Annotated in this window: 23 protein-coding genes; 13 read left to right on the forward strand and 10 right to left on the reverse strand. The window is 68.0% G+C overall.

Translation table 11 applies throughout. The annotated features are described in order from the left end of the window. Positions 1–13: 13 nt before the first annotated feature. Both dapB and ASC87_RS21085 read right to left on the reverse strand, forming a co-directional pair. Entirely contained in the window at positions 14–823 is an 810-nt protein-coding gene (gene dapB / locus ASC87_RS21080) for a 4-hydroxy-tetrahydrodipicolinate reductase (RefSeq protein ID WP_056666905.1), read from the reverse strand. Beyond that, complete coding sequence (locus tag ASC87_RS21085; protein ID WP_056666907.1) at positions 820–1,377, reverse strand: outer membrane protein assembly factor BamE; 558 nt, start codon at positions 1,375–1,377, stop codon at positions 820–822. The genes dapB and ASC87_RS21085 overlap by 4 nt, the downstream gene beginning before the upstream one ends. Before the next feature lie 151 nt (positions 1,378–1,528). On the opposite strand from ASC87_RS21085, the gene fur reads away from it, so the two are divergent. Then, positions 1,529–1,957, forward strand: coding sequence for a ferric iron uptake transcriptional regulator (gene fur / locus ASC87_RS21090; protein ID WP_056667609.1), 429 nt, complete (start codon positions 1,529–1,531; stop codon positions 1,955–1,957). A 36-nt stretch (positions 1,958–1,993) separates the two neighbouring features. On the opposite strand, the gene hprK is transcribed toward fur, so the two are convergent. From hprK to hpf, 3 genes are all read right to left on the reverse strand, one after another. Continuing rightward, entirely contained in the window at positions 1,994–2,944 is a 951-nt protein-coding gene (gene hprK, locus ASC87_RS21095) for an HPr(Ser) kinase/phosphatase (protein WP_056666911.1), read from the reverse strand. 25 nt (positions 2,945–2,969) lie between these two features. Beyond that, positions 2,970–3,440: a PTS sugar transporter subunit IIA gene (locus tag ASC87_RS21100; protein ID WP_056666912.1), complete on the reverse strand. Its 471-nt coding sequence runs from the start codon at positions 3,438–3,440 to the stop codon at positions 2,970–2,972. Between the two features lie 211 nt (positions 3,441–3,651). Then, positions 3,652–3,990, reverse strand: a complete 339-nt coding sequence (gene hpf, locus ASC87_RS21105; RefSeq protein WP_056666916.1) for a ribosome hibernation-promoting factor, HPF/YfiA family — start codon at positions 3,988–3,990, stop codon at positions 3,652–3,654. A gap of 537 nt (positions 3,991–4,527) precedes the next feature. On the opposite strand from hpf, the gene corA reads away from it, so the two are divergent. Beyond that, a complete protein-coding gene (gene corA, locus ASC87_RS21110; RefSeq protein ID WP_056666919.1) occupies positions 4,528–5,490 on the forward strand; it encodes a magnesium/cobalt transporter CorA in 963 nt (320 codons plus the stop codon). A gap of 888 nt (positions 5,491–6,378) precedes the next feature. Here corA and ASC87_RS21115 read toward each other — a convergent pair. Next, positions 6,379–6,945, reverse strand: a complete 567-nt coding sequence (locus ASC87_RS21115; RefSeq protein WP_056666922.1) for a glutathione peroxidase — start codon at positions 6,943–6,945, stop codon at positions 6,379–6,381. Positions 6,946–7,124: 179 nt separating this feature from the next. Between ASC87_RS21115 and ASC87_RS21120 the strand changes: the two genes are divergently transcribed. The 3 genes from ASC87_RS21120 (at position 7,125) to ASC87_RS21130 (ending at position 8,977) form a co-directional block, all read left to right on the forward strand. Further along, positions 7,125–8,006: a ferritin gene (locus ASC87_RS21120; RefSeq protein ID WP_056666925.1), complete on the forward strand. Its 882-nt coding sequence runs from the start codon at positions 7,125–7,127 to the stop codon at positions 8,004–8,006. A gap of 1 nt (position 8,007) precedes the next feature. Then, positions 8,008–8,481 carry a D-glycero-beta-D-manno-heptose 1-phosphate adenylyltransferase gene (rfaE2, locus tag ASC87_RS21125; RefSeq protein ID WP_056666929.1) on the forward strand — a complete coding sequence of 158 codons (474 nt, stop codon included), beginning with the start codon at positions 8,008–8,010 and terminating at the stop codon, positions 8,479–8,481. A gap of 61 nt (positions 8,482–8,542) precedes the next feature. After that, positions 8,543–8,977 (forward strand): ribosomal protein L7/L12, encoded by a 435-nt coding sequence (locus tag ASC87_RS21130; RefSeq protein WP_056666932.1) that lies wholly within the window; start codon positions 8,543–8,545, stop codon positions 8,975–8,977. Here the strand turns inward: ASC87_RS21130 and ASC87_RS21135 are convergent. The 3 genes from ASC87_RS21135 to glnE are packed head-to-tail and all read right to left on the reverse strand — an operon-like array spanning position 8,974 to position 13,257. Further along, positions 8,974–9,879 (reverse strand): DMT family transporter, encoded by a 906-nt coding sequence (locus ASC87_RS21135; protein WP_056666934.1) that lies wholly within the window; start codon positions 9,877–9,879, stop codon positions 8,974–8,976. The genes ASC87_RS21130 and ASC87_RS21135 overlap by 4 nt on opposite strands. Beyond that, on the reverse strand, positions 9,872–10,468 hold the full coding sequence (gene rrtA, locus ASC87_RS21140) for a rhombosortase (protein WP_157604178.1): 597 nt from the start codon (positions 10,466–10,468) through the stop codon (positions 9,872–9,874). Before rrtA ends, ASC87_RS21135 begins: the two co-directional genes overlap by 8 nt. Next, positions 10,468–13,257, reverse strand: a complete 2,790-nt coding sequence (gene glnE, locus ASC87_RS21145) for a bifunctional [glutamate--ammonia ligase]-adenylyl-L-tyrosine phosphorylase/[glutamate--ammonia-ligase] adenylyltransferase (protein WP_082568816.1) — start codon at positions 13,255–13,257, stop codon at positions 10,468–10,470. The genes rrtA and glnE overlap by 1 nt, the downstream gene beginning before the upstream one ends. 220 nt (positions 13,258–13,477) lie before the next feature. Here glnE and ASC87_RS21150 point away from each other — a divergent pair, with 220 nt between their 5' ends. Further along, a complete protein-coding gene (locus ASC87_RS21150) occupies positions 13,478–14,335 on the forward strand; it encodes a carbon-nitrogen hydrolase family protein (protein WP_082568817.1) in 858 nt (285 codons plus the stop codon). On the opposite strand, the gene ASC87_RS21155 is transcribed toward ASC87_RS21150, so the two are convergent. Next, complete coding sequence (locus ASC87_RS21155) at positions 14,292–15,437, reverse strand: FAD-dependent monooxygenase (RefSeq protein ID WP_235582234.1); 1,146 nt, start codon at positions 15,435–15,437, stop codon at positions 14,292–14,294. The genes ASC87_RS21150 and ASC87_RS21155 overlap by 44 nt on opposite strands. Before the next feature lie 270 nt (positions 15,438–15,707). Between ASC87_RS21155 and ASC87_RS21160 the strand changes: the two genes are divergently transcribed. From ASC87_RS21160 to ASC87_RS21190, 7 genes are all read left to right on the forward strand, one after another. Next, positions 15,708–16,208 carry an FxDxF family PEP-CTERM protein gene (locus tag ASC87_RS21160; RefSeq protein ID WP_082568818.1) on the forward strand — a complete coding sequence of 167 codons (501 nt, stop codon included), beginning with the start codon at positions 15,708–15,710 and terminating at the stop codon, positions 16,206–16,208. A 208-nt stretch (positions 16,209–16,416) separates the two neighbouring features. Continuing rightward, positions 16,417–17,340 (forward strand): EpsD family peptidyl-prolyl cis-trans isomerase, encoded by a 924-nt coding sequence (locus ASC87_RS21165; protein WP_056666945.1) that lies wholly within the window; start codon positions 16,417–16,419, stop codon positions 17,338–17,340. 7 nt (positions 17,341–17,347) lie between these two features. Next, a complete protein-coding gene (gene xrtB, locus ASC87_RS21170) occupies positions 17,348–18,259 on the forward strand; it encodes an exosortase B (RefSeq protein ID WP_157604180.1) in 912 nt (303 codons plus the stop codon). Further along, positions 18,256–18,951 carry an exosortase-associated protein EpsI, B-type gene (epsI, locus tag ASC87_RS21175; RefSeq protein ID WP_056666947.1) on the forward strand — a complete coding sequence of 232 codons (696 nt, stop codon included), beginning with the start codon at positions 18,256–18,258 and terminating at the stop codon, positions 18,949–18,951. The genes xrtB and epsI overlap by 4 nt, the downstream gene beginning before the upstream one ends. 72 nt (positions 18,952–19,023) lie before the next feature. After that, positions 19,024–20,070, forward strand: coding sequence for an SPFH domain-containing protein (locus ASC87_RS21180; protein WP_056666950.1), 1,047 nt, complete (start codon positions 19,024–19,026; stop codon positions 20,068–20,070). 64 nt (positions 20,071–20,134) lie between these two features. Continuing rightward, positions 20,135–21,730 carry a DUF4178 domain-containing protein gene (locus ASC87_RS21185; RefSeq protein WP_157604181.1) on the forward strand — a complete coding sequence of 532 codons (1,596 nt, stop codon included), beginning with the start codon at positions 20,135–20,137 and terminating at the stop codon, positions 21,728–21,730. 46 nt (positions 21,731–21,776) lie between these two features. After that, positions 21,777–21,998 (forward strand): DUF350 domain-containing protein, encoded by a 222-nt coding sequence (locus ASC87_RS21190; RefSeq protein WP_056666953.1) that lies wholly within the window; start codon positions 21,777–21,779, stop codon positions 21,996–21,998. The last annotated feature ends 70 nt before the right edge of the window (positions 21,999–22,068 follow it).

Raw genomic sequence — 22,068 nt, forward strand, 5'->3', positions numbered from 1 at the left:
GGGGCAAGTCAGGTCAGGCGAGGCCCAGCACGTGGTTCATGTCGAACAGGCCGGGGCCCGACGACGCGAGGAACCGCGCGGCCCGCAGGCTGCCCTGCGCGTAGGTGGCGCGGCTGCTGCTCTTGTGGGTGATTTCGATGCGTTCGCCGGTGCCGGCGAACAGCACGGTGTGGTCACCGATGATGTCGCCGCCCCGCACGGTGGCGAACCCGATGGTGGACGGGTCGCGTTCGCCGGTGACGCCTTCGCGGCCGTACACCGCGCAGGTTTTCAGGTCGCGGCCGAGGGCCTCGGCCACCACTTCGCCCATCTTCAAGGCGGTGCCGCTCGGGGCATCGACCTTGTGGCGGTGGTGGGCCTCGATGACCTCGATGTCGTAGCCTTGGTTCAACGCGCGGGCGGCCATGTCGAGCAGCTTGAGCACGACGTTGACGCCGACGCTCATGTTGGGCGCCATCATGATGCCGATGTGCCGGGCGTGTTCGGCGATCTCGGCCTTCTGCGCGTCGGTGAAGCCGGTGGTGCCGATGACCGCCGCCACGCCCAGTTCGCGGCACACGGCCAGGTGGGCCAGCGTGCCTTCGGGGCGGGTGAAGTCGATCAGCACCTGGGCGCCGGCGAGGCCGGTGCGCAGGTCGGCCGTGATGGCCACGCCGCTGTTGCGGCCGAGGAACCCGGAGGCGTCGAGGCCGAGGGCGGCGCTGGTGGGCTGGTCGAGGGCGCCGGAGAGCTGGCAGTCGTCGGCGTTGGCCACGGCCTCGATCAGCATGCGGCCCATGCGGCCGGACGAGCCGGCGATGGCGATGTTCAGCGGAGAGGTCATGTGCGTTCCAGTGGCGGGTAGGCGCGCACCGGGCCTTCGGGCGCGGACGCGGCGGGCGCGGTCTTCGCGGGCACCGGCAGCGCCTTGATTTCCTCGGGGGTCATGGCAAGGGACCTGGGGTTGCGCGGCGGCTTTTCGGTGTCGATGGAGGCCACGAAATCGCGTTCGGCGGGCAGCGCGTCGGCGCCTTCGACGCTCTTGAGCGTGTCGCCGTCGAAGCGGACGACCACCTGGCGCTGCTGCGGCTCGGTGCCCTGGCGGCGGATGGTGAAGACGTAGTCCCAGCGGTCGGCGTGGAAGGTGTCGGTGAGCAGCGGCGAGCCGAGGATGTCGCGCACCTGGGTGCGGCTTTGGCCGGGTTTCACCAGGGCGACCTGCTCCTTGGTGAGCACGTTGCCCTGGACGACCTCGATGCGGTAGGGGGTGATGAAACCCAGCAGCGAGTTGTCGCTGGACAGCAGGGAGTTGCAGCCCGACAGGCCGGTCACGGCCAGCGCCAGCAGTGCGAGTGTCGAGGCCCGGGCGGGCTGGACACGGATACGGAAAGAGCGCATGGTGATGGGCAGCGAGAGACTGCAACCTCGATATGATTCGATGATTCTAGCGGCAGGCTTCCTCCCACCTGCCGCGCCCTGCCCGCCTCAAACCCCCGTCCCGCCAAGGGTGTGGGAAACTCACCTGCCGTCCCGACTGCCGATGTCCGCCATGTCAAACGCCGAAGAACTCAAGAGCAGTGGCCTCAAGGCCACGCTGCCCCGCATCAAGATCCTGGAAGTGTTCCAGAACACCACCCAGCGCCACATGACGGCCGAGGACGTGTTCAAGGCGCTGCTGCAGGAAGGGGCCGACATCGGCCTGGCCACCGTGTACCGGGTGCTGATGCAGTTCGAGCAGGCCGGCCTGTTGTCGCGCAACCATTTCGAGTCCGGCAAGGCGGTGTTCGAGCTCAACGAGGGCAAGCACCACGACCACCTGGTGTGTGTCACGTGCGGCCGCGTGGAAGAGTTCTACGACGCCGAGATCGAGAAGCGCCAGCACAACGTGGCACACAGCCGCGGCTACGAGTTGCAGGACCATGCGTTGGCGCTTTACGCCGTGTGCACGAAGAAGAACTGCGAATACAAGGCGAAGTGACCGCCGGGCCGGGGCCCCTCGCGGGCCTGCCGGGCTTCAGCCGGCCTTTTGCATCGCCTTCTGGTGCCGTTCGATGAACTCGCGGTAGGTGTCGATGCCGCGCAGCTGCAGGATGGTGCTGCGCACGGCGGCCTCCACCAGCACGGCCAGGTTTCGGCCCGCGTCCACCGCGATCACCACCTTGCGCACGGGCACGTTGAGGATGTCCTCGTTGAGCGGCTCGTAGGGCAGGCGTTCGAAATCGCGCTCGAGCGTTTCCTTGCGCACCAGGTGCACGATCAGCTTCAAGCGCATCTTCCGGCGCACGGCGGTTTCACCGAAGATGGACTTGATGTCCAGCAGACCGATGCCGCGCACTTCGAGCAGGTTCAGCAGCAACTCCGGGCAGCGGCCTTCGATGGCCGTCTGGGAGATGCGGTACAGGTCGACCGCATCGTCGGCCACCAGGCCGTGGCCGCGCGAGATGAGCTCGAGGCCCAGCTCGCTTTTTCCCAGGCCCGATTCCCCGGTGAGCATCACGCCCACGCCCAGGATGTCCATGAACACGCCGTGGCGCGTGGTGCGCTCGGCGAACAGCTGGCTCAGGTAACCCCGCATCACGTCGATCACGTGGCCGGCTGATTCGTCGGTGACGAACAGCGGGATGTCGGCGCGGTCGCACAGTGCCACCAGGCGGTCGGGGGGCGACTGGGCGTCGGCCACGATCACCACTGGCGGCTCGAGCGTGACGATGCGCTGGATGCGGCGCTCCTGGTCTTCCGGCGAGGAATCCTGGAGGTAGGCGACTTCGCGGCGCCCGACCAGCTGCACCCGGTACGGGTGGATGTAGTTCAGGTAACCCACCAGGTCGGCGGCCGATTGGGCGTTGCGCACCGCGGCTTCGTCGAACCGGCGTTCCGGGTGCGCGTGACCGGCAATCCACTCCCAGCGCAGGGCGGGGCGGTGCTCTTCGAACAGCGCCTCGGCGCTGATGACGGATGGTTTCACGCGCTGAGGGGGTTGTGGAGCGGGGTCAGGCGACCGATTTGAGCGGTTCCCAGTTCGAGATGAGCTCGTGGACCTTGGCCGCGGTGTCCTCGGTCTTGAGGCGTTCGCGCAGTTCGCGGTCACCGAGCATCTCGGCGATTTCGGAAAGGATCTCGAGGTGGCGCTGCGTGGCCGCTTCGGGCACCAGCAGGAAGATCAGCAGGTTGACGGGTTCGTCGTCGGGCGCATCGAACGGGATGGCCTGCTGCACGCGCACGACGGCGGCCAGCGGGTTCTTCAGGCCCTTGATGCGGCCGTGCGGAATGGCCACGCCGTGGCCGAGGCCGGTGGAGCCCAGGCGTTCGCGGGCGAACAGGTTGTCCGTCACGGTGGCACGCGCAATGGCGTGCTGGTTCTCGAACAGCAGCCCCGCGTGCTCGAATGCGCGTTTTTTGCTGGTGGCATCCACATCCACCAGCACATTGCTGGGCGGCAAGATCGCGGCAAGTCGGTTCATCTGCGGGTCACTGTTTGCCCAATGCGGGCCGGGTCTGTTGGTGACAGTTCCCAAATTCTACGAGCCTGCTGGCAGCAGGTGCTATGCACGACATTGGATCAGAAGTGAAATTGTGCACTGTTGTTGCTGCGTTGCAGCACCCGAAGCGCACGTATTTCGGGCTTGAAAACGAAAAAGCGGCCCGAAGGCCGCTCCATCCGAGCCGTGAAGATCAGGCCGTGGCGTCGATGCGCTTGGCCGCGACGTGGTGGTGATCCTGCAGCTTGTCCTTGTGTCGGCAGACCTGCCGATCCAGCTTGTCCATGAGTTGGTCGATGGCGGCGTACAGGTCCTCGTGGCTTTGCTCCACGAAGATGTCCTTGCCCTTCACATGGACCGTGACCTCGGCCTTCTGCCTGCGTTCCTTCTCCTTGTTCTTCTCCACGGAGAGCAACACGGTGATGTCGACGACCTGGTCGAAGTGGCGAGTGACCCTGTCCAGCTTCGTGAGCACGTACTCACGCAAGGCTGGTGTGACGTCGAGGTGGTGGCCGCTGATCGTCAAGTTCATGAAGACTCCTTTCGCAGGGGGTGAGGGAACCGGAACAAGGGAATGCGTGACCGCAAGACGGGTGAGGAATGGGCGTGGGAAGGCGGGGAGGGGGAGTGAGGGAAGGAGCGGGATTCCAGAAGGAGGGAGGCGTGTGGAGCGCTGGGGAAACCCGAGGTCGTTGAAATCAGTGTGCGCCCGTTTCGTCCGTGTGACAAGGCAGCGACACGCATGAAAACATGTCCGATCTGCATCGCTTGCGGGGAGTGCGGAAAAGGGGCGTTTTTCAAGGGTCGCATCCTCATTTCGGGGTAAATCCGGGGGTGTCCCGCACCACCTTGGGCCGAGTGGGGCGAGCCGGTGACATAATTTCGGCTGACGCAATTTCCTGGAACCCGACGTGGACAGCCCTCACTCTCGCTGACCGTCCGCTCCGACACCCATCGGCGAGGCCACGCGCCCCGATGCGGCCCGGAGTGAGACGGTCTCGCCCCCCGCCCTCATTCCCTGGCCCCCGATGCACGATGACCACATCGGGGAATCCGTTGGAGCCCCTGCATGCTGAATGTGTTCACGCTGGCCAATGGCCGGTTGTTTCAAGAAGAGATCGAGCGCCTCGAGGCGCTCGCCGATGTGCACCCGGTCTGGGTCGACCTCGAAAACCCGTCGCCCGATGAAATCGGCTGGATCGAGCAGCGTTTCGGCCTCAGCATCCCGCAGGACATCGTCGACGACGACCTGGAAGAATCCGCCCGCTTCTACGAGGAAGACAACGGCGAGCTGCACATCCGCTCCGACTTCCTGATCGACGACGACGAAACCCCGCGCAACGTGCGCGTGGCCTTCATCCTGCACAACAAAGTGCTGTTCTCGATCCACGGCGAAGACCTGCCGGTGTTCCGCCTGCTGCGCCTGCGCGCGCGCCGCATCCCCGCCCTGATCGAGGACGCGAAGGACGTGCTGCTCAAGCTGTACGACGCCGATGCCGAGTACAGCGCCGATGCCCTCGAAGGCATCTACGACAGCCTCGAGAAGGTCAGCGCCCGCGTGCTCAAGCAGGACGTGGGCGACCAGGCCGCCGGCGAGGCGCTGGCTGCCATCGCCCGCGAGGAAGACCTGAACGGCCGCATTCGCCGCAACGTGATGGACACGCGGCGCGCCATCAGCTTCATGATGCGCAGCCGCATGCTCAACGCCGAGCAGTTCGAGGAAGCGCGCCAGATCCTGCGCGACATCGACTCGCTCGACAGCCACACCGCGTTCCTGTTCGACAAGATCAACTTCCTGCTGGACGCCACCGTCGGTTTCATCAACATCAACCAGAACAAGATCATCAAGATCTTCTCGGTGGCCAGCGTCGCGCTGCTGCCGCCCACGCTGATCGCCAGCATCTACGGCATGAACTTCAAGCTCATGCCCGAACTCGAGTGGCGCTTCGGATACCCGGTGGCCATCGGGCTGATGCTGCTGAGCATCGTGTCGCCGTTCTGGTACTTCCGGCGCAAGGGCTGGTTGAAATAGGGCCCCCTACGGCGCTTCGCGCCGGTCCCCCCATGGGGGAGCCCGCGGTCGCCCGGGGGACCCGGGCTCGGCGGTAGCTTGATCTGCGGCTTCGCTTCGCTCGCCTCCTGCCTGGCGTTCGCGATTCGGGGCTTTGCTCGCTGCGCGTCGCTCGCCCTGTGTGCCTGCCTGCCTTCGTTCCGGCCTTCGCTCGCTGCTGTCCGGGGAAAATCTCGGTCATCCCGGCGAATGCCGGGATCTCCAGCGGTGGACGGGAACGCTGCTGTTGAGCGAGAAGGTGGAGATCCCGGCCTCGGGACGACAGGGCTGTGCGGGGAAACGCATTGGCGTTTGCGCAGAGCCGGTCTCTCAGGATCAGGCCCTCTGCCTGATTCGGCTTACTTTGCGCATGTTGCGCGGCCCTGTTGCTGATTCAGTTGGCGCTCCGGGATTTATCCCGAATTACCAACCCCCGCAACAACTTACCGCTCAGCGCTCAAACTTTCCCCGGACAGCACTGGGCGCAGGCCGGGATCTCCAGCGGTGCACGGGAACGCTGCTGTTCAGCGAGAAGGCGGAGATCCAGGCCTGCGCGGGACGACAGGGCTGTGCGGGCGAAAGCACCGTTGGTGATGTTGGGTCCGCCCGGGCTCGCGGGTGGCTTGACCTGGCGCTTCGCTTTGCGTCGCTGCCGGGAAGAAAGAATGCCGCACAGCGCCCCGGGAGGAAGTAGGGAGGGAGGAGGGAGGGAGAAAGCCCTCTCGGGATTGCAGTCGGCGAGGCCGACCGGCTGTGCGGCAGGAAAAATGGCGGTGGTGCCCCAGGGTGCACCACGCGAACAGCCTTTTCGATGCGATGCCGCTGGCCGAGTTCCGTCGGACGCTCAAGAAATTGCGTACCCGTGCGTGTTCATTTCGTATCCAGAAGTTTCTCGATGGCCTGGACGAAGGCGGGGTCCTGCGGTTTGGTCATGGAGCCGAAGCTCTGGACGGTCTGGCCGTCGCGGGCGATGACGTACTTGTGGAAGTTCCACCTGGGTGACGCGCCGGTGCGCTGGCGCAGGTCGGCGAACAGCGGGTTGAGCTGGTCGCCGGCCGAGGCGGTCACCCGGCTCTTCACGAACATCGGGAACTTGACCCCGAAGGTGTTCTCGCAGAAGTCGGCGATTTCCTTGTTCGAGCCAGGCTCCTGGCTGCCGAAGTCGTTCGACGGGAACCCGAGCACCACGAGACCCCGCGGGCCGTAGCGTTCGTTCAGCGCCTCGAGGTCCTTGTATTGGGGCGTGAAGCCGCAGAAGCTCGCGGTGTTGACCACCACGACGACCTTGCCGGCGTACTGGCAGAGGTTCTGCGGTTTCTCGTCCTGCAGGCGCGGGATCTGCCGGTCTAGCAGCGCGGGGCAGGCGGCCGAGGCGGCGCCCGGGCCCGCGAGCAGCGCGAACCACAGGAACAGGCGGGGGAGTGGGGGGCGGTTCATGAAAGGTCTCCAGCAGGAACGAGGGATCCGTTCAGGATGCCACTTCTCTGGCGCCCACGTACGCGGCGCGGCGCGATCCGGATGCGGCGTTCACCGGGATGTCCTTGACTTCCGCGGGCCTGCCCCGAACTGTCACGGAGCGCCGTCTAGAATAAGAAACCCTCACATTGGGCTGAACCATGCTGTATCCCGAACTCTTCAAACAACTCGAAGCCGTCCGCTGGAACATGGACACGGACATCCCCTGGGATCAGTTCGACGGCAGCCAGCTCACGGAAGAGCAGGCCCAGACCATCAAGATGAATGCCATCACGGAGTGGTCCGCATTGCCGGCCACCGAGATGTTCCTGCGCGACAACCGCGATGACAGCGACTTTTCCGCGTTCATGAGCGTCTGGTTCTTCGAGGAACAGAAGCACTCGCTCGTGCTGATGGAATACCTGCGCCGCTTCCGTCCCGACCTGGTCCCCACCGAGGCCGAACTGCACGAGGTGCGCTTCGAATTCGACCCGGCCCCGGCCCTCGAGACGCTGATGCTCCACTTCTGCGGCGAGATCCGCCTGAACCACTGGTACCGCCGCGCCGCCGAATGGCACAGCGAGCCGGTCATCAAGGCCATCTATGAAACGCTGGCGCGCGACGAAGCCCGCCACGGTGGCGCCTACCTGCGCTACATGAAGCGGGCCATGCAGAAGTTCGGCGACGAGGCCCGTGCCGCGTTTGCCAAGGTGGGGGTGCTGATGGCCAGCGCCCGCCGCACGGCCCAGGCCCTGCACCCCACGAACCTGCACGTGAACGAAAAGCTGTTCCCGCGCGACACCATCCAGAGCCGCCTGCCCAACCCCCAATGGCTGGAGCAATGGCTCGACAAGCAGATCCAGTTCGATGCCGTGTGGGAAACCAAGGTGGTCGACCGCATCCTGCACAACATGAGCCTGCTGCTCGAACGCAGCTTCGCCAGCGTCCAGGAACTCAACCGCTACCGCAAGGAAGTGACGGCTGCCGCGCTGGCCGCCGCCGCGAACAAGGGCCGTTCGGGCACCGACCCGCTGACCGCCTGACGTGGCGAGTTTCCTCGACAAGCTCTGCACCGCCGCCGACCTGCCCGCGCGGGTTGCGGCGTTGCCTCAGCCGGTGGTGTTCACGAACGGGGTGTTCGACATCCTCCACCGTGGTCACGTCAGCTACCTGGCGCAGGCCCGCGCGTTGGGTGGCAGCCTCGTGCTGGGGCTCAACAGCGACCACTCCGCTCGCCAGCTGGGCAAGGGCCCCGACCGCCCGCTCAACGCCGAGGCCGACCGCGCCTGCGTGCTGGCGGCGTTGGAGAGCGTGAGCCTCGTGGTGCTGTTCGACGAACGCACCCCGGTGGAACTGCTCAAGCGTGTGCGCCCGCAGCTCTACGTGAAGGGCGGCGACTACGACATCGAGGCGCTCGAGGAAACGAAGTGGGTGCGCAGCTGGGGCGGTGACGCCTGCGCACTGTCCTTCGTCGACGGTTACTCCACGACCAACCTCGTCTCCCGCATCAAGGGCTGACGGCCTGCGTCTGCCGTGCCTACACTGGCACGACATTCAGCCGTCCGAGAGAGCCCCCCCAATGCCACATGTTCCCGACCCGCTCCCGCCCGCGGTGCTGGCTGCCTTGCAACGCGGCCAGACGATCGAGGCCATCAAGCTGCTGCGCGACGCCACCGGCCTGGGCCTGAAGGAGGCGAAGGACGCCGTGGACCGGCACCGGTCCGGCCCCGCGCGGCCGCCGGAGGCCACCGCGCCATGGCACGGCACGCTGCCGCCACCTGTGCTTGCGGCCATCCAGCAAGGCCATGCGATCGAGGCCATCCGGCTGTTGCGCCAAACGTCCGGCATGGGGCTCAAGGAAGCCATGGACATGGTCGAGGCCCATCGGCGAACCCACCCGGCCATCGACCCGATGCGTTCGCCCGGCGAGGTGCCGCGCCGCAGTGCCGCCGGCTGGGCCCTGGCGGCCGTGGTGCTGCTGGCGCTGGTGGCCTGGTTCGTCTGGCGCCGCTAAGCGGCCGCCCGGCGCCGGTTCACGAGCGCAATGCCCGCCACCACCCCGGCCAACGCGGCCACCAGGCGCATGGTGACCGGCTCACCCAGCACGAACACCCCGAGCATCAGCCCGAACACCGGCGTCAGCAGCGTGAACGCCGACAGCTGCGTGGCCTGGTAGTGGCGCACCAGCCAGAACCACACGAGGTAACTCACGAAGACGACCACCACGGACTGGTACCCGAGCGACGCCCAGGCGGTGGCCGAGAGTGCAACCGTCCAGGCGTCTCCATGCGCCAGCGACCCGGCCAGCAGCAGCGCCCCCGACACGCCCAACTGGTAGACGAGGGTCTTTTCGGGAGCGGCCGACGCGAGCGGTGTGGCACGGATCGCGAGCGTGGTGGCGCCCCACAGCACCGCGGCCACCACCCCCAGCGTGTCGCCGAGCCACTGCCGCGGCCCGGCCTCGGGCTGCGTGAACCCTTCGGCAAATGCCAGCGCCACGCCCGAAAACGCAAGCAGCAGGCCGCCGACCTGGTGTGCCGCCAGCCGCTCGGCGCGCGAGATGAAGGGCATGCCGAGCGCCACGACAAACGGGGCGATGTAGATGAACACGATCATCCGCGACGCGGTGGTGTACTGCAGCCCGAGGAACACACACGCGAACTCGCCGCCGAACAGCGCGCCGGCGACCAGGCCGCCGGCCAGCGTGCCGTCGCGGCGCCACATCGGAATGCCGCGCGCGAGGGCCCACGCGAGCACGAGCACCGCACCCAGCAGCGATCGAATGGTGGCCTGCACCAGCGGCGGCACCTCGTGGACGATGCCTTTCACCGCGACCTGGTTGAGCCCCCACAGGAAGCTGCAGGCGACCACGAGCACGATGGCCAGGCGGTCGAGGTGGGGGTGGCGGTCAGGCACGGTGCAGGCGGTGCCAGCATTCGGCGGCGGCGGCGCAGGTGACACCCGCCACCGCACCGGTCAGGTGGGCGATGGGGGCGATGGGGATGTCCCAGTGGGGCGACACCTGCACCGCGGCGCGCCACGGGGTCTCGGACAGCACCTTGGCCAGCAGCAGCGCGAGCGCTGCGAAACCCACGAGCCGCTGGCGGCGCGGCCCGGACGTCCCGAGGTAGAACGCCGCGGCGCCGGCCCCGGCATGCACGACCCCGGACAGTCCGCCGTAATGCCGCAGCGACGGCATGCACAGCAGGGCCACGTGGGTCAGCGGCCAGGCCACCGCCCAGGCGAGTGCGGTGCGCGGGGGCACCCCGCCCACCATGCCGAACGCCGCCAGCAAGGCCACCGCGAGCAGGTTGGCCGTGAAGTGCGACGTGCTCAGGTGCACGAACCCGGCCGTCCACCAGCGCCACGGTTGGGCGAGCCAGCGATCGGGTTGCCAGTCGAGCACGGCCGGCGTGGCGGCCACCTGGGCCAGCACGGCCCCGATCGCCAGCACCGCGGCAAGCGCCACCCAGGCCACGCCGGGCGTGCGCAGGCGGGTGTGCATCAGGCCGCGGGCGGGAACACGGCGGCCCACAACGCCAGCACGGCGTCGCGTTCGGCCGCGAGCAGGCTGTGCTCGAACTGCGTGGGCTTTTCGTCGAGGCGCGCCCGGTGTTGCGCGCGGCGCAGCTCGCGGTAGGCGTTGGCCGCCTCGCGCCCCACGCCTTCGGGCAGCAGCCCGCAGGCTTCGGCGCGTTGCAGCAGCGCGATGTTGCCGACGTTGTCCTGCAGCTCGGGGTGGTTCGCGCTTTCGGCGAGCACGAGCACCTGCACCGCGAACTCGACGTCCATCATGCCGCCGGGGCTGTGCTTGACGTCGAAGAGTTGCGGCTTGACCGGGTGGGCCGAGCGCACCCGTTCGCGCATGGTGGCCACCTCGGTGCGCAACGCGGCGGGGTCGCGCGCGGCACACAACACGGCGCGGCGCACGGCTTCGAACCGGGGCGTGAGCGACACGTCGCCGGCACACAGGCGGGCCCGTGTGACGGCTTGGTGTTCCCACGTCCACGCGGTGTTGCTGCCCCGGCCCACCTGGTAGTTCTCGTAGGACTGAAGCGACGTGACCAGCAGGCCCGAGTTGCCGTTGGGGCGCAGCGCGGTGTCGATGTCGAACAGTTCGCCCGCCGCGGTGCGGGTGGTGAGCCAGTTGATCAGCTTGCGCACGAACGCGGTGTAGATCTCGGGGACCCGGTCGCGGTCGGGTTCGTCGGCGTCGTCGAACAGGAAGACGACGTCGAGGTCGCTGCCGTAGCCCAGTTCCTTGCCGCCGAGCTTCCCGTACGCAATGATGGCGAACACCGGGTTGTCGCGGTGGCGCTGGCGCAGGTGGTTCCAGGCCCAGCGCACGGCACATTGCAGCGTGGCATCGGTCAGGGCCGACAGGTCGTCGGCCACCTGTTCGACGGTGATGTGGCCTTCGACGTCGCGCACCAGCGTGCGGAACACCTCGGCGTGGTGCGCGCGGCGCAGCGTGTCGAGCAGCGATTCCTCATCGGCCTGATTGAAGCGGGCCCACGCCACGTGGCGGGCCTCCAGGTCGGCGATGTAGCTGTCACGGTCGAAGCGGCCGTGCAGCAGGCGTTCATCGGCCAGTTCGTCGATCACACCCGGGTGGCGCATCAGGAACTGGGCCGGCCACCGGGCCAGGCCCAGGAGGCGCAGCAGGCGCACCTGCACCTCGGGGCGCTCCACCAGCAGCGCGAGGTAACTCTCGCGGCGCAGCAGGGGTTCGAGCCAGTCGATGAACCGGGTGGCAGCTTCCAGGCTGCACGTGCCGGCCTTGACCGCCTGGGCGGCGCGCATCACGAGCCGCGCGAGGCGCTGCTTGCTTTCGTCGCGCAGCAGCCGAACCCGCGGGTGGTCGATCCAGGGGCGCACCCGTTCGGCGATGGGCGCGGGCAGCTGTTCGATGAATTCTTCGCTGTCGACCGGCTGCGGCGCGGGGCGGCAGCTGCGGCAGCCGTTCGCGGACGCTGCACCCGCCGGCGCCTGGCCGTCGTGCAGCAGCGCGTCGAATTCCATCGCGACGAACTCGCGCGTTTCGCACAGGGTGTCGAGCAGTTCGCAGGTGTCGGCGTCGCACGCGGCGAGGCCCATGCTGGCGGCGATCCAGGCGAGGTCGTGGTCGGCGGTGGGCAGCAGGTGCGTCTGCTGGTCGTCGAGGAACTGGATGCGGTGTTCGAGGCGGCGCAGGAACGTGTAGGCCTCGGCCAGCCGTTCAGCGCTGGCCGGTTTCATCAGCCCGCCCGTGGTGAGCCGCTGCAGCGCCTTCAGCGTGGAGCGGGTGCGGATCTCGGGGAACTGGCCGCCGCGCACGACAAGCAGCAGCTGCACGATGAACTCGATCTCGCGGATGCCGCCGCGCGAGAGTTTGACGTCGTTGGCCCGCTCGGGCCGGCCCGCGGCCCGGCGCTGGGCTTCGTCGCGCACCTTGCGGTGCAGCTGGCGGAGGCCCTCAAACACGCCGTAGTCGAGGTACTTGCGGTAGACGAACGCGGTGACCGTGTCGCGCAGCGCGATGGCACGGCCGCTGCGCAGGCTCTCGAACGGGGCCACGACGCGGCTCTTGAGCCACGCGAACCGCTCCCACTCGCGGCCCTGCACGAGGAAGTACTCCTCGAGCATGGACAGGCTCACCACCGGTGGGCCGGAGTTGCCGTTGGGGCGAAGCGCCAGGTCCACGCGGAACACGTTGCCGTCTTCGGTGACGTCGCCGATCAGCGCATAGAGGCTGCGGGCCACTTCGGTGAAGTATTCGTGGGCGGACACGCTGCGCGGGCCCGTGGTCTGGCCGGCATCTTCGTAGACGTAGATCAGGTCGATGTCGGACGACACGTTGAGTTCGTGTGCGCCGAGCTTGCCCATGCCGACGACCCAGAACTCGATGCGCCGGCCTTGTTCGTCGAGTGGCGGGCCGAAACGGGCGTCCTGGTCGGCGCAGGCCTGGATCACCGCGCGGTCGAGGGTGACCTCGGCCAGTGCGGTCATGGCCCGGGTGATGTCTTCCATGGCCGCGTTCTGCTCGATGTCGAGCACCGCCAGGCGTTCCAGCACGAGGTGCCGCGCCACCCGCATGGCGCTCGGCAGCGCACGGCCGCGCGCGACCAGCAGGTCGATCAGCGCGCCGATGCGTCCGGTGTCGGGCAGGCCGGGGGCGAGGAGCGGCAGGTCGTCGGCATAACGTCGGCGCACGCGCTGGACAAAACGGCTGTGCTCGGCCAAGGCGCCGATTCCGGGTGCCGCGGCAAGGGCCGTCAGGGCCGGTTTCGCGGCGGATGTGGACTCAGTAACCATGAGGTGTTGCAGGCGTGCCCTCTCGCGTACGGGCCGAACGGGCTGAAAACGCGGCGTGGCCAGGGATTTCGCCGGATTCTGCCCCACAACCAAACCCTCTGCTGGGCGGGGACACCCGGGGAAACGCACGGGGATGCAACGTGATGTGTCGTCCCTCACGTTTTCGCGCCGTCCGCTTCGGCGTAAGCTTGGGCACGATGACAACCACAGGGAGACCACCATGCTGATCGCCGCCCTGCAAATGGTGTCCACCCCCGACGTGGCCCGCAACCTCGAGCGTGCTGGCGCGCTGATCGCGGAGGCGGCCCAGGCGGGCGCCCGCATCGTGGCCCTGCCCGAATACTTCTGCCTGATGGGGCACAGCGACCAGGACAAGATCGCCCTGGCGGAAACGCCGGGCGACGGCCCCATCCAGGCCGCGCTGGCCGCCGCGGCGCGCACGCATGGTGTGTGGGTGATCGGCGGCACGCTGCCGCTGCGGGCCGCCGTACCCGGGCGCGTGCTCAACAGCTGCAACGTGTTCGCTCCCGACGGCACGCTGGCCGCGCGCTACGACAAGATGCACCTGTTCCGCTACGACAACGGCCGTGAACGGTACGACGAGGGGGCCGTGCTCGACGCTGGCAGCCAGCCGGTCGCGTTCGAGGCCGAGGGGCTGCGGGTGGGCCTCAGCATCTGCTACGACCTGCGGTTCCCGGAGCTGTACCGTGCGCTCACGGTGCCACCGTGCGACCTGCTGGCCGTGCCGTCGGCCTTCACCCACACCACTGGCCGGGCCCATTGGGAGCTGCTGCTGCGGGCGCGGGCAGTGGAAAACCAGTGTTACGTGATCGCCCCGGCCCAGGGTGGCCTGCACGAAAACGGCCGGCGCACGTTCGGCCACAGCCTGGTGGCCGACCCGTGGGGCGAGGTGCTGGCGATGCGCGAGGAGGGTGAGGGGGTGGTGCTGGCCACGCTGTCGCGCGAGCGCATCCAGGGCGTGCGCGCCCAGTTGCCGGCGCTGTCGCACCGGCGGGCCGCGTTCGACGGGCCCGTCACCGACGGCCGAACATCATCTGGCGTGCCAGCAACGACTTGAGCGGCGGCGCCACCTGGAGCGCCGCCAGGCCCAGCCCGCGCAGCGTGCTGAGGCCGGGGAATTGCCAGGTGAAGCTGCGGGCGAGGAAGTCGGTGGCAGCGATCATCGCCCAGCGGTCGGGCGCACGTTGCCACTGGATGCGCCGCAGCGCGGTGTCGATGTCGGCGTGGCGGCCCAGCTGGGCCACCAGCTCGCAGGCATCGCGCAACCCGAGGTTCAGGCCTTGGCCGGCCACCGGGTGCAACGTCTGGGCGGCGTTTCCGATGCGCACGGTGCGGCCGGCCACGAGGCTGCGTTCGGCGTTCAACCCCAGCGGGAACGACTTCAGCCGCGACAGCCCCACGAGGCGGCCGGTGCCCTGGGCAAACAGCGTGTTCAGCACGGCAAGCCGCTGGGTGTCGTCGAGCGGGGCCACCGGGTCGTCATCCGACGGCACGCACCAGACGAGCGAGGCCCGTTGTGCGCCGTCGGGCCCGTCGGGCAGCGGCAGCAGCGCGGCGGGGCCGTTCGGGGTGAAGCGTTCATAGGCCACGCCACGTTCCCCGCCGGCCAGTGTCACCGTGCCGACCCACGCGGTCTGGTGATAGTCGCGGGTGACCGCCTTGCGGGCCTGGTCCGAGAACACGCCGCCCTCGGCCACCACGGCGAGGTCGAAACGCTCGGCCACGCCGGCATCGACCTCGACCCCGCCGGGAACCGGTTTCAGCGCACTCACGGGCGTGCCGAAGCGGGCGGCCAGCCGTGCCGGTTCGGCCGCGCACGCGGCGAACCAGGCGTGCTGCAGTGGTGCCACGATGGCCCCGTACGAGGCCACGGCGCCAAGCTGCGGCACCCGCTCGTCCTCGGCGCGGATGTGCAGCGCGGGCTCGCGGTCCGACCCCACGGTGAGACCCAGCAGCGCCGGTTGCTGCTGCGACACGTGCACGGCGCGAATGGGCATTGCGTTCGCGGCGATCCGCGGCCACACCTTCAAACGTTCGAGGATCTGCACGCTGCCGAGCGACAGGGCGAGCGTGCGCGCGTCGGCGGCCACCGGGGCGTCGGCCGGGCGGGTGTCGAAGACACAAACGCGGGCGTTTGGAAGCAGGCGCGCAGCTTGCAAGGCTAACGTCAGCCCGACCGGGCCGGCACCTACGACGGCAATAGCGGTCGAAAGTTCCGGTAAATCGTGCAAGGCGGTAGTTTTTGTGAGGCGTGTCACGAATGGATGCCTTGTGTCCAACAAGTGGTTTTTCGCGCACCCCTGAACAGGGGGCATCGTGTCCCGCATTGTCCCCCGTGCCCGCGGGGGTCGAACAGCCACACCGCTTCGCATGACATGGCACATTCTGGTCAGGCATTCTCTGCCAAGCAATTCATCTGGAGGTAGTACATGAAACTGAAAATGTTGGCTGTGGCGGTTGCACTTGCGGCAGCCGGGGCGTCGCAAGCCGCGACGTTCAATCTGGGCACGCTGAGCACCGAACAGACGAAAGTGTTCGGCAACACGTTCGGCTGGGGCCAGACATTCACGGACGTCTTCAACTTCACCCTGGCTGACAACGGCCGTTCGTACGGCGGCACGCTGGCATACGACCTCACCGACTGGGGTGGCATCTCGCTGACCTCGCTGTCGCTGAGTGGTGGCAGCCTGTCCAGCGCGGTGACGGACAGCAGCCCGGAGACGTTCTCCTTCAGCAACCTGCTGGCTGGCACCTACAGCCTGACCGTCAGTGGCCAGGCCACCGGGCTGGGCCTCGTCGGTTACCTCGGCACGGTCCGCGCCGAAGCGGTCGCTGCGCCGGTGCCGGAACCCGAAACCCTGGCGATGATGGCGCTGGGCCTCGGTGTCATGGGCTTCGTGGCCCGCCGCCGCAAGCAGTCGGCCAAGTGAACCCACGGCGCCGCTCGCGGCGCCGGTCACCCCAGGCGGATCATTCGATCCGCCTTTTTCACGCCTGCTCACCAGCCCCTGCTCTGCAGTCGTGAATTCCCGGTGGGGCCTACTTGGCTGTGCCATGCTCGCCCCCCAGACTCGGGATGCCACCCGGCGCCCAAGGCGTTACGCTCCCGTCTTTCGTCCCCGGCCCAGGAAAACCTCCATGCCCTTGCTGATCTCCTCCGTCGCCCGCCGCACCACCCTGCTGACCGCCGTGCTGTGCCTTTCGCTGGTGACCGCCGCCTGCGGCAAGGGCGACGACAAGAAGGCCCCGTCGCAGGTGGCCGTGAAGGTCAATGGCGAGGAAGTGTCCGTCCACCAGGTGGACCTGATGCTGCGCCGCCAGGCGGCCAACGTGCCGGCGGGCCAGCAGGATGCCGCGGCGCGCCGCGTGATCGAGGCCCTCGTCGACCAGGAACTCACCGCCCAGGCCGCCCGCAAGGACAAGCTCGACCAGGACCCGCGGGTCGTGCAGATGATGGAGGCGGCCAAGCGCGACGTGCTGGCCCGCGTCTACCTGGAACGCCTGAGCGACAAGGTCACCGAACCGTCGAGCGACGAGATCGACCGCTACTACGACTCGCACCCGAACCTGTTCAGCCAGCGCCGCCTGTACTCGCTGCAGGAAACCACCGTGGCCCTCCCGGCCGACAACGTCGCGGCGCTGAAGGCCAAGCTCGAAGCCACCACCAGCGTCGACAAGCTCAACGAGGTGCTTCGCGCCGAGTCCGTGCGGTTCTCTTCGCGGCAGACGTCCATTTCGGCGGAGGATGTGCCGCTCGGCCTGCTGGACCAGCTCGCCGCGCTGAAGGAAGGCCAGTCCATCATGCAGGTGCGCGAAGGCGCCGGCCGGGTGCTGACGCTGATCAGCGCCCAGCTGTCGCCCATCGCGCCGGCACCGGCCAAGCGCCTGATCGCCAGCTACCTCATCAACGACCGCAAGCGCACCACGCTGCAGCACGGTGTGAAAGCGCTGCGTGAGCAGGCCAAGATCGAGTACCAGGGCCGTTACGCCGAACTCGTGAACGCCGCGGCCAGCGCGCCGGCCGCCCCGGCGGAGGCGCCGCCCGCCGCGTCCGCGCCCTGAGAGGCTGATGCCCGCCATGGCCGACCTCGCCACCGCCACCACCCCCCGCCGCCCCGCCGGCTGGGCGGACCGCCTGCTGGCGCCGCTCGACCCCGTTGCCGCGGTGCTCGTGGTGATGGGCGTGCTGCTGCTCTACGTTCCCACCTACTGGGACCTGCTGTACGGCTTCTGGTCTGGCCAGAGCCAGGGGCACGAGCCGCTCGTGGTGATGATCTGCGCGTGGCTGCTGTGGCGCAAGCGCGAGGACGTGGCCCGCCTGGACCAACCCGGCGCACCGCGCAGCACGGCGCTGGTGCTGGGTTTCGGCCTGCTGATGTACGTGTTCGGGCGCACGCAGCAGTTCGTGCGGCTCGAACTGATCTCCCAGGTGTTCGTGCTCGCCGCCATCCCGCTTTACTACCGCGGTTGGGCAGGGGTGCGCCAGATCTGGTTCCCGCTCTTTTTCCTGATGTTCGTGGTGCCCTTGCCGTACGCGGCCGTGATGGCGATCACCAGCCCGCTCAAGTCCGCGGTGTCGGTGGTGGCCACCACCGCGATGTCCGCCCTCGGCTACCCCATCGGCCGCTCGGGCGTGGTCATCACCATCGGCCAATACCAGCTGCTCGTTGCGGAAGCCTGCGCGGGGTTGCAGACCATGTTCACGCTCGAGGCCATGGGGCTGCTGTACACGAACCTGATGGCCTACCGCTCGGCCGTGCGCAGCGTGATCCTGGCGGTGATGGTGGTGCCGGTGGCGTTCTGCGCGAACGTCGTGCGCGTCATCATCCTCGTGCTCATCACGTACCACCTCGGCGACGAGGTGGGGCAGGGGTTCGTGCACGGCTTCGCCGGCATGGTGCTGTTCGCCGTGGCCCTCGTGTTCATCATGGGCTTCGACCGCCTGCTCGGCGCGGTGTTGCCGGAACGGTTCGCCAAATGACGCTTTCCCTCGCGCGCCGAAAGGCCCTCGTGCTGGCCGCCGCCATGGGCGGTGCCGCGGCGCTCGCCGTGGTGGCCAAGCCCACCCGGCGGCTCGCCGACGAGCGGCCGCCCGTCAAGCTCGAATCCGTGTTCCCGGCGCGCTTCGGCGACTGGCAGACCGCCCCGGTGGCCGGTGCGCTGGTGCGCCCGGCGGACGAGGCGGGCCGTTTCTATGGCATCTACGACCAGGTACTCGAACGGATCTACGTGCACCCGAGCGGTGAACGCATGATGCTGTCGGTGGCCTATGGCACCGAACAGTCGGTGGGGCTGCAGGTGCACCGCCCCGAGGTCTGCTACCCGGGCAGCGGGTTTGTCATCACGCGGCTGCAGCGCCTCGACCTGCCCGTGGCCGGCCGGGCCCTGCCGGGTTCGCGCCTGCTGGCCACCCACTCGAGCCGCTCGGAACCCATCACGTATTGGACGGTGCTGGGCGACGTGGTCGAAAACGACAGCCGGGCATTCCGCTGGCGCCAGCTGAAGTTCGGGCTGCAGGGGCAGATCCTCGACGGCATGCTGGTTCGGGTCTCGTCGTTCGACACCGATCCCGAACGGGCGTGGACCCGCCAGGCGGCGTTTGCCTCCGAGCTGGTGGCCGCGGTGCCCGAGGCGTTGCGGGTGCGTGTCATCGGGAAACCCGCCGCACCCTGACCCACTTCAGGGGGAACGGGGTCCGGTTTCGGATGGCCCTATGATTCAACATATCTTCACGGGGAGCGCGACATGGGCCTGATGGATTTCATCAAGAAGCAGTTCATCGACGTACTGGAATGGACCGAGTCCGGCGACGGTGTCATCGCCTGGCGCTATCCCATGGCCGGCAACGAAATCCAGTACGGCGGTTCACTGACGGTGCGCGAATCGCAAGTGGCTGTCTTCGTCAACGAAGGCAAGGTGGCTGACGTGTTCGGCCCCGGCATGCACAAGCTCACCACGCAGACGCTGCCAGTGCTGACGTACCTGAAGAACTGGGACAAGCTGTTCGAGAGCCCGTTCAAGAGTGACGTGTACTTCTTCAGCACGCGCCAGCAGGTGGACCAGCGCTGGGGCACGTCGCAGCCGGTGACCATCCGCGACAAGGATTTTGGTGCCGTGCGCCTGCGCGCGTTCGGCAACTACAGCTACCGCGTCGTCGACGCGAAGAAGTTCCACACCGAGATCTCCGGCACACGTGACGTGTACACCGTGGCCGACCTCGATGGCCAGTTGCGCGGCCTGATGCTGCAGCACATCTCGGACGCCGTGGCGTCCAGCGGTGTCGCGTTCCTCGACCTCGCGGCCAACCAGGTCGAGTTCGCGAAGGCGCTGCTGGAGGCCACCGCGCCGTCGTTCGAGGCCATCGGGCTGAAGCTCGAGGCCGTGACGATGCAGAACGTGTCGCTGCCCGAGGAGCTGCAGAAGATCCTCGACCAGAAGATCGGCATGGGCATGGTCGGTGGCGACATGGGCAAGTTCATGCAGTACCAGACGGCCCAGGCCATCCCGAAGTTCGCCGAAGGGGCGGGCCAGGGCGGCGGTATCGCGGGCGACGCCATGGGCCTCGGCGCTGGCGTGGCGCTCGGCCAGGTGCTGGCCGGCCAGCTGTCGCAGGGGCTGCAGCCGCCCGCCGCGGCAACCCCTGTCGCCGCTGCGGCTGCAGTGGCCGCCGGCGTGAAGCCCGAGGACGTGATGGCCACGCTCGAGAAACTCGGCGAGCTGAAGTCCAAGGGCATCCTGACCCAGGAAGAATTCGACGCCAAGAAAGCGGAACTGCTGAAGAAGCTGGTGTGACACCGCCCCGCCGGGGTGCGCCCCGGCCCGACGTTCCCACCCTGGTTTCCGGGACCGCCTTCCCTTGACGATCGAATCCTCCCCTCAACGCGCCTACCGTGCGGCGTGCCCGAACTGTGGCGCGCCCGTTGATTTCCGCTCGTCCGCGTCGGCGTTCGCGGTGTGCACGTTCTGCCGCAGCACGCTGGTGCGCGATGGCGACGCGCTGCGCAAGATCGGCCAGAGCGCCGACCTGTTCGACGACCACTCGCCGCTGCAGCTCGGGGTCACCGGCGTGGCCCAGAGCGAGGGGTTCGCGCTGGTCGGGCGGCTGCAGTACCGCTACGGCCAGGGCACCTGGAACGAGTGGCATGCCCTCTTCGACAACGGCCGCAGCGGCTGGCTGAGCGAGGACAACGGCGCCTACGTGCTGGGTTTCGACCAGCCGGTCAACGAGGTGTTGCCCACCGGCGACAAACTCATCGTCGGGAACGCGCTCACCGTGGGTGGGCGCCGCTGGCACGTCGCGTCCGTCACGGTCGCCAAGCTGATCGCCGCCCAGGGCGAGTTGCCACATCCGCCCAACCTCGACCGCGGGTTTGTCGTGGCCGACCTGCGTGCCGCGGGCGACGAGGTGGGCACGCTCGACTACAGCCAGAAGGACAAGCCGCTGTGGTCCGTGGGCCGGTCGGTGCAATTGGCCGACCTGCGCCTCGTGGGCCTGAACGACGGCAGCGGAGGCGGAGGCGGTGGTGCGGAAAAGACGCTGAAGGCCCGCGGCATCGAATGCCCGAGTTGCGGCGCGGCGCTCGAGGTCAAGCTGTCCACCACGCAATCCATCGTGTGCCACCAGTGCCATGCGGTGGTCGACGTGTCGCAGGGCGTGGGCGGCGACCTGGCCCACTACGCGCAGGAAAACGGCAGCGAGCCGCTGATCCCGCTCGGCACGTCCGGCACGCTCAAGCTCGGCGCGAAACAGGCCCTGTCGTGGCAAGTGGTGGGCTACGCCGAGCGCTGCGAGGTGCCCGACGAGGCCGAGGACGAGGAACAGTCGTTCTGGCGCGAGTACCTGCTGTACCACCGCACGGCCGGTTTTGCGTTCCTGATCGACGCGGAGGATGGCTGGAGCTGGTCTGCCCCCGTCACCGGCGTGCCCGAGGGGCAGGGCGACAAGGTCAAGTACCAGGGCCAGGTGTACCGGCGCATGTACCGGTACAAGGGCGCGGTTACCTACGTGCTGGGCGAGTTCTACTGGCAGCTGCAACGCAACCAGCTCACCGACAACGCCGACTACCTGAGTGGCACGCGGCGCCTGAACCGCGAGGAAACGCGCGAGGGTGACACCCACGAGGTGGTGTGGTCCGCGGGCGAGGCGCTGTCGGCCGAGACGGTGCGCAAGGCCTTCCGCCTGGCCCCGGACAAGGCCGCGGCGCTGGAGCGCGACGTGACCCCCACGTCGAGCGGCGGGTCATGGCTCGCCAAGCTCTTCCTGTGGGGATTCATCCTCGTGGTGGTGCTGATGATGTTCCGCTGCGGCAGCCGCGACAACTGCCGCCGCGAGCTCGACGTGTACGGGCAGTCGTCGCTGGAATACCAGACCTGCCTCAACAACAGCCGCAGCAGCAGCCGCACCGGTGGCGGCTCCTGGGGCGGGTTCTCGAGCGGGGGCGGCCACAAGTGAGGCCGGCTTTCGCGTTCAATAGACAGCTATCCCGGAGGAGGTCCTCATGTTCGGAATCGAATGGTTGAAGCCGAGTGTGTTCGGTGGGTCCATCTTGTACGCGCTGATCGGCGTGCTGGTGTTCTGGATCAGTTTCATCGTGGTCGACAAGCTCACGCCGTATGACCTGTGGGCGGAGATCGTCGAGAAGAAGAACGTGGCGCTCGCCATCGTCGTCGGCGCGATGTGCATCGCCATCGGCCTCATCGTCGCTGCCGCTATTCACTGAACCTACTTTCCCGTCATCCCGGCGGAAGCCGGGACCCATTGCCCACGGTGGGCCCCGACTTTCGTCGGGG

The sequence above is a fragment of the Rhizobacter sp. Root1221 genome, assembly GCF_001425785.1.
Lineage (GTDB): Bacteria > Pseudomonadota > Gammaproteobacteria > Burkholderiales > Burkholderiaceae_C > Rhizobacter.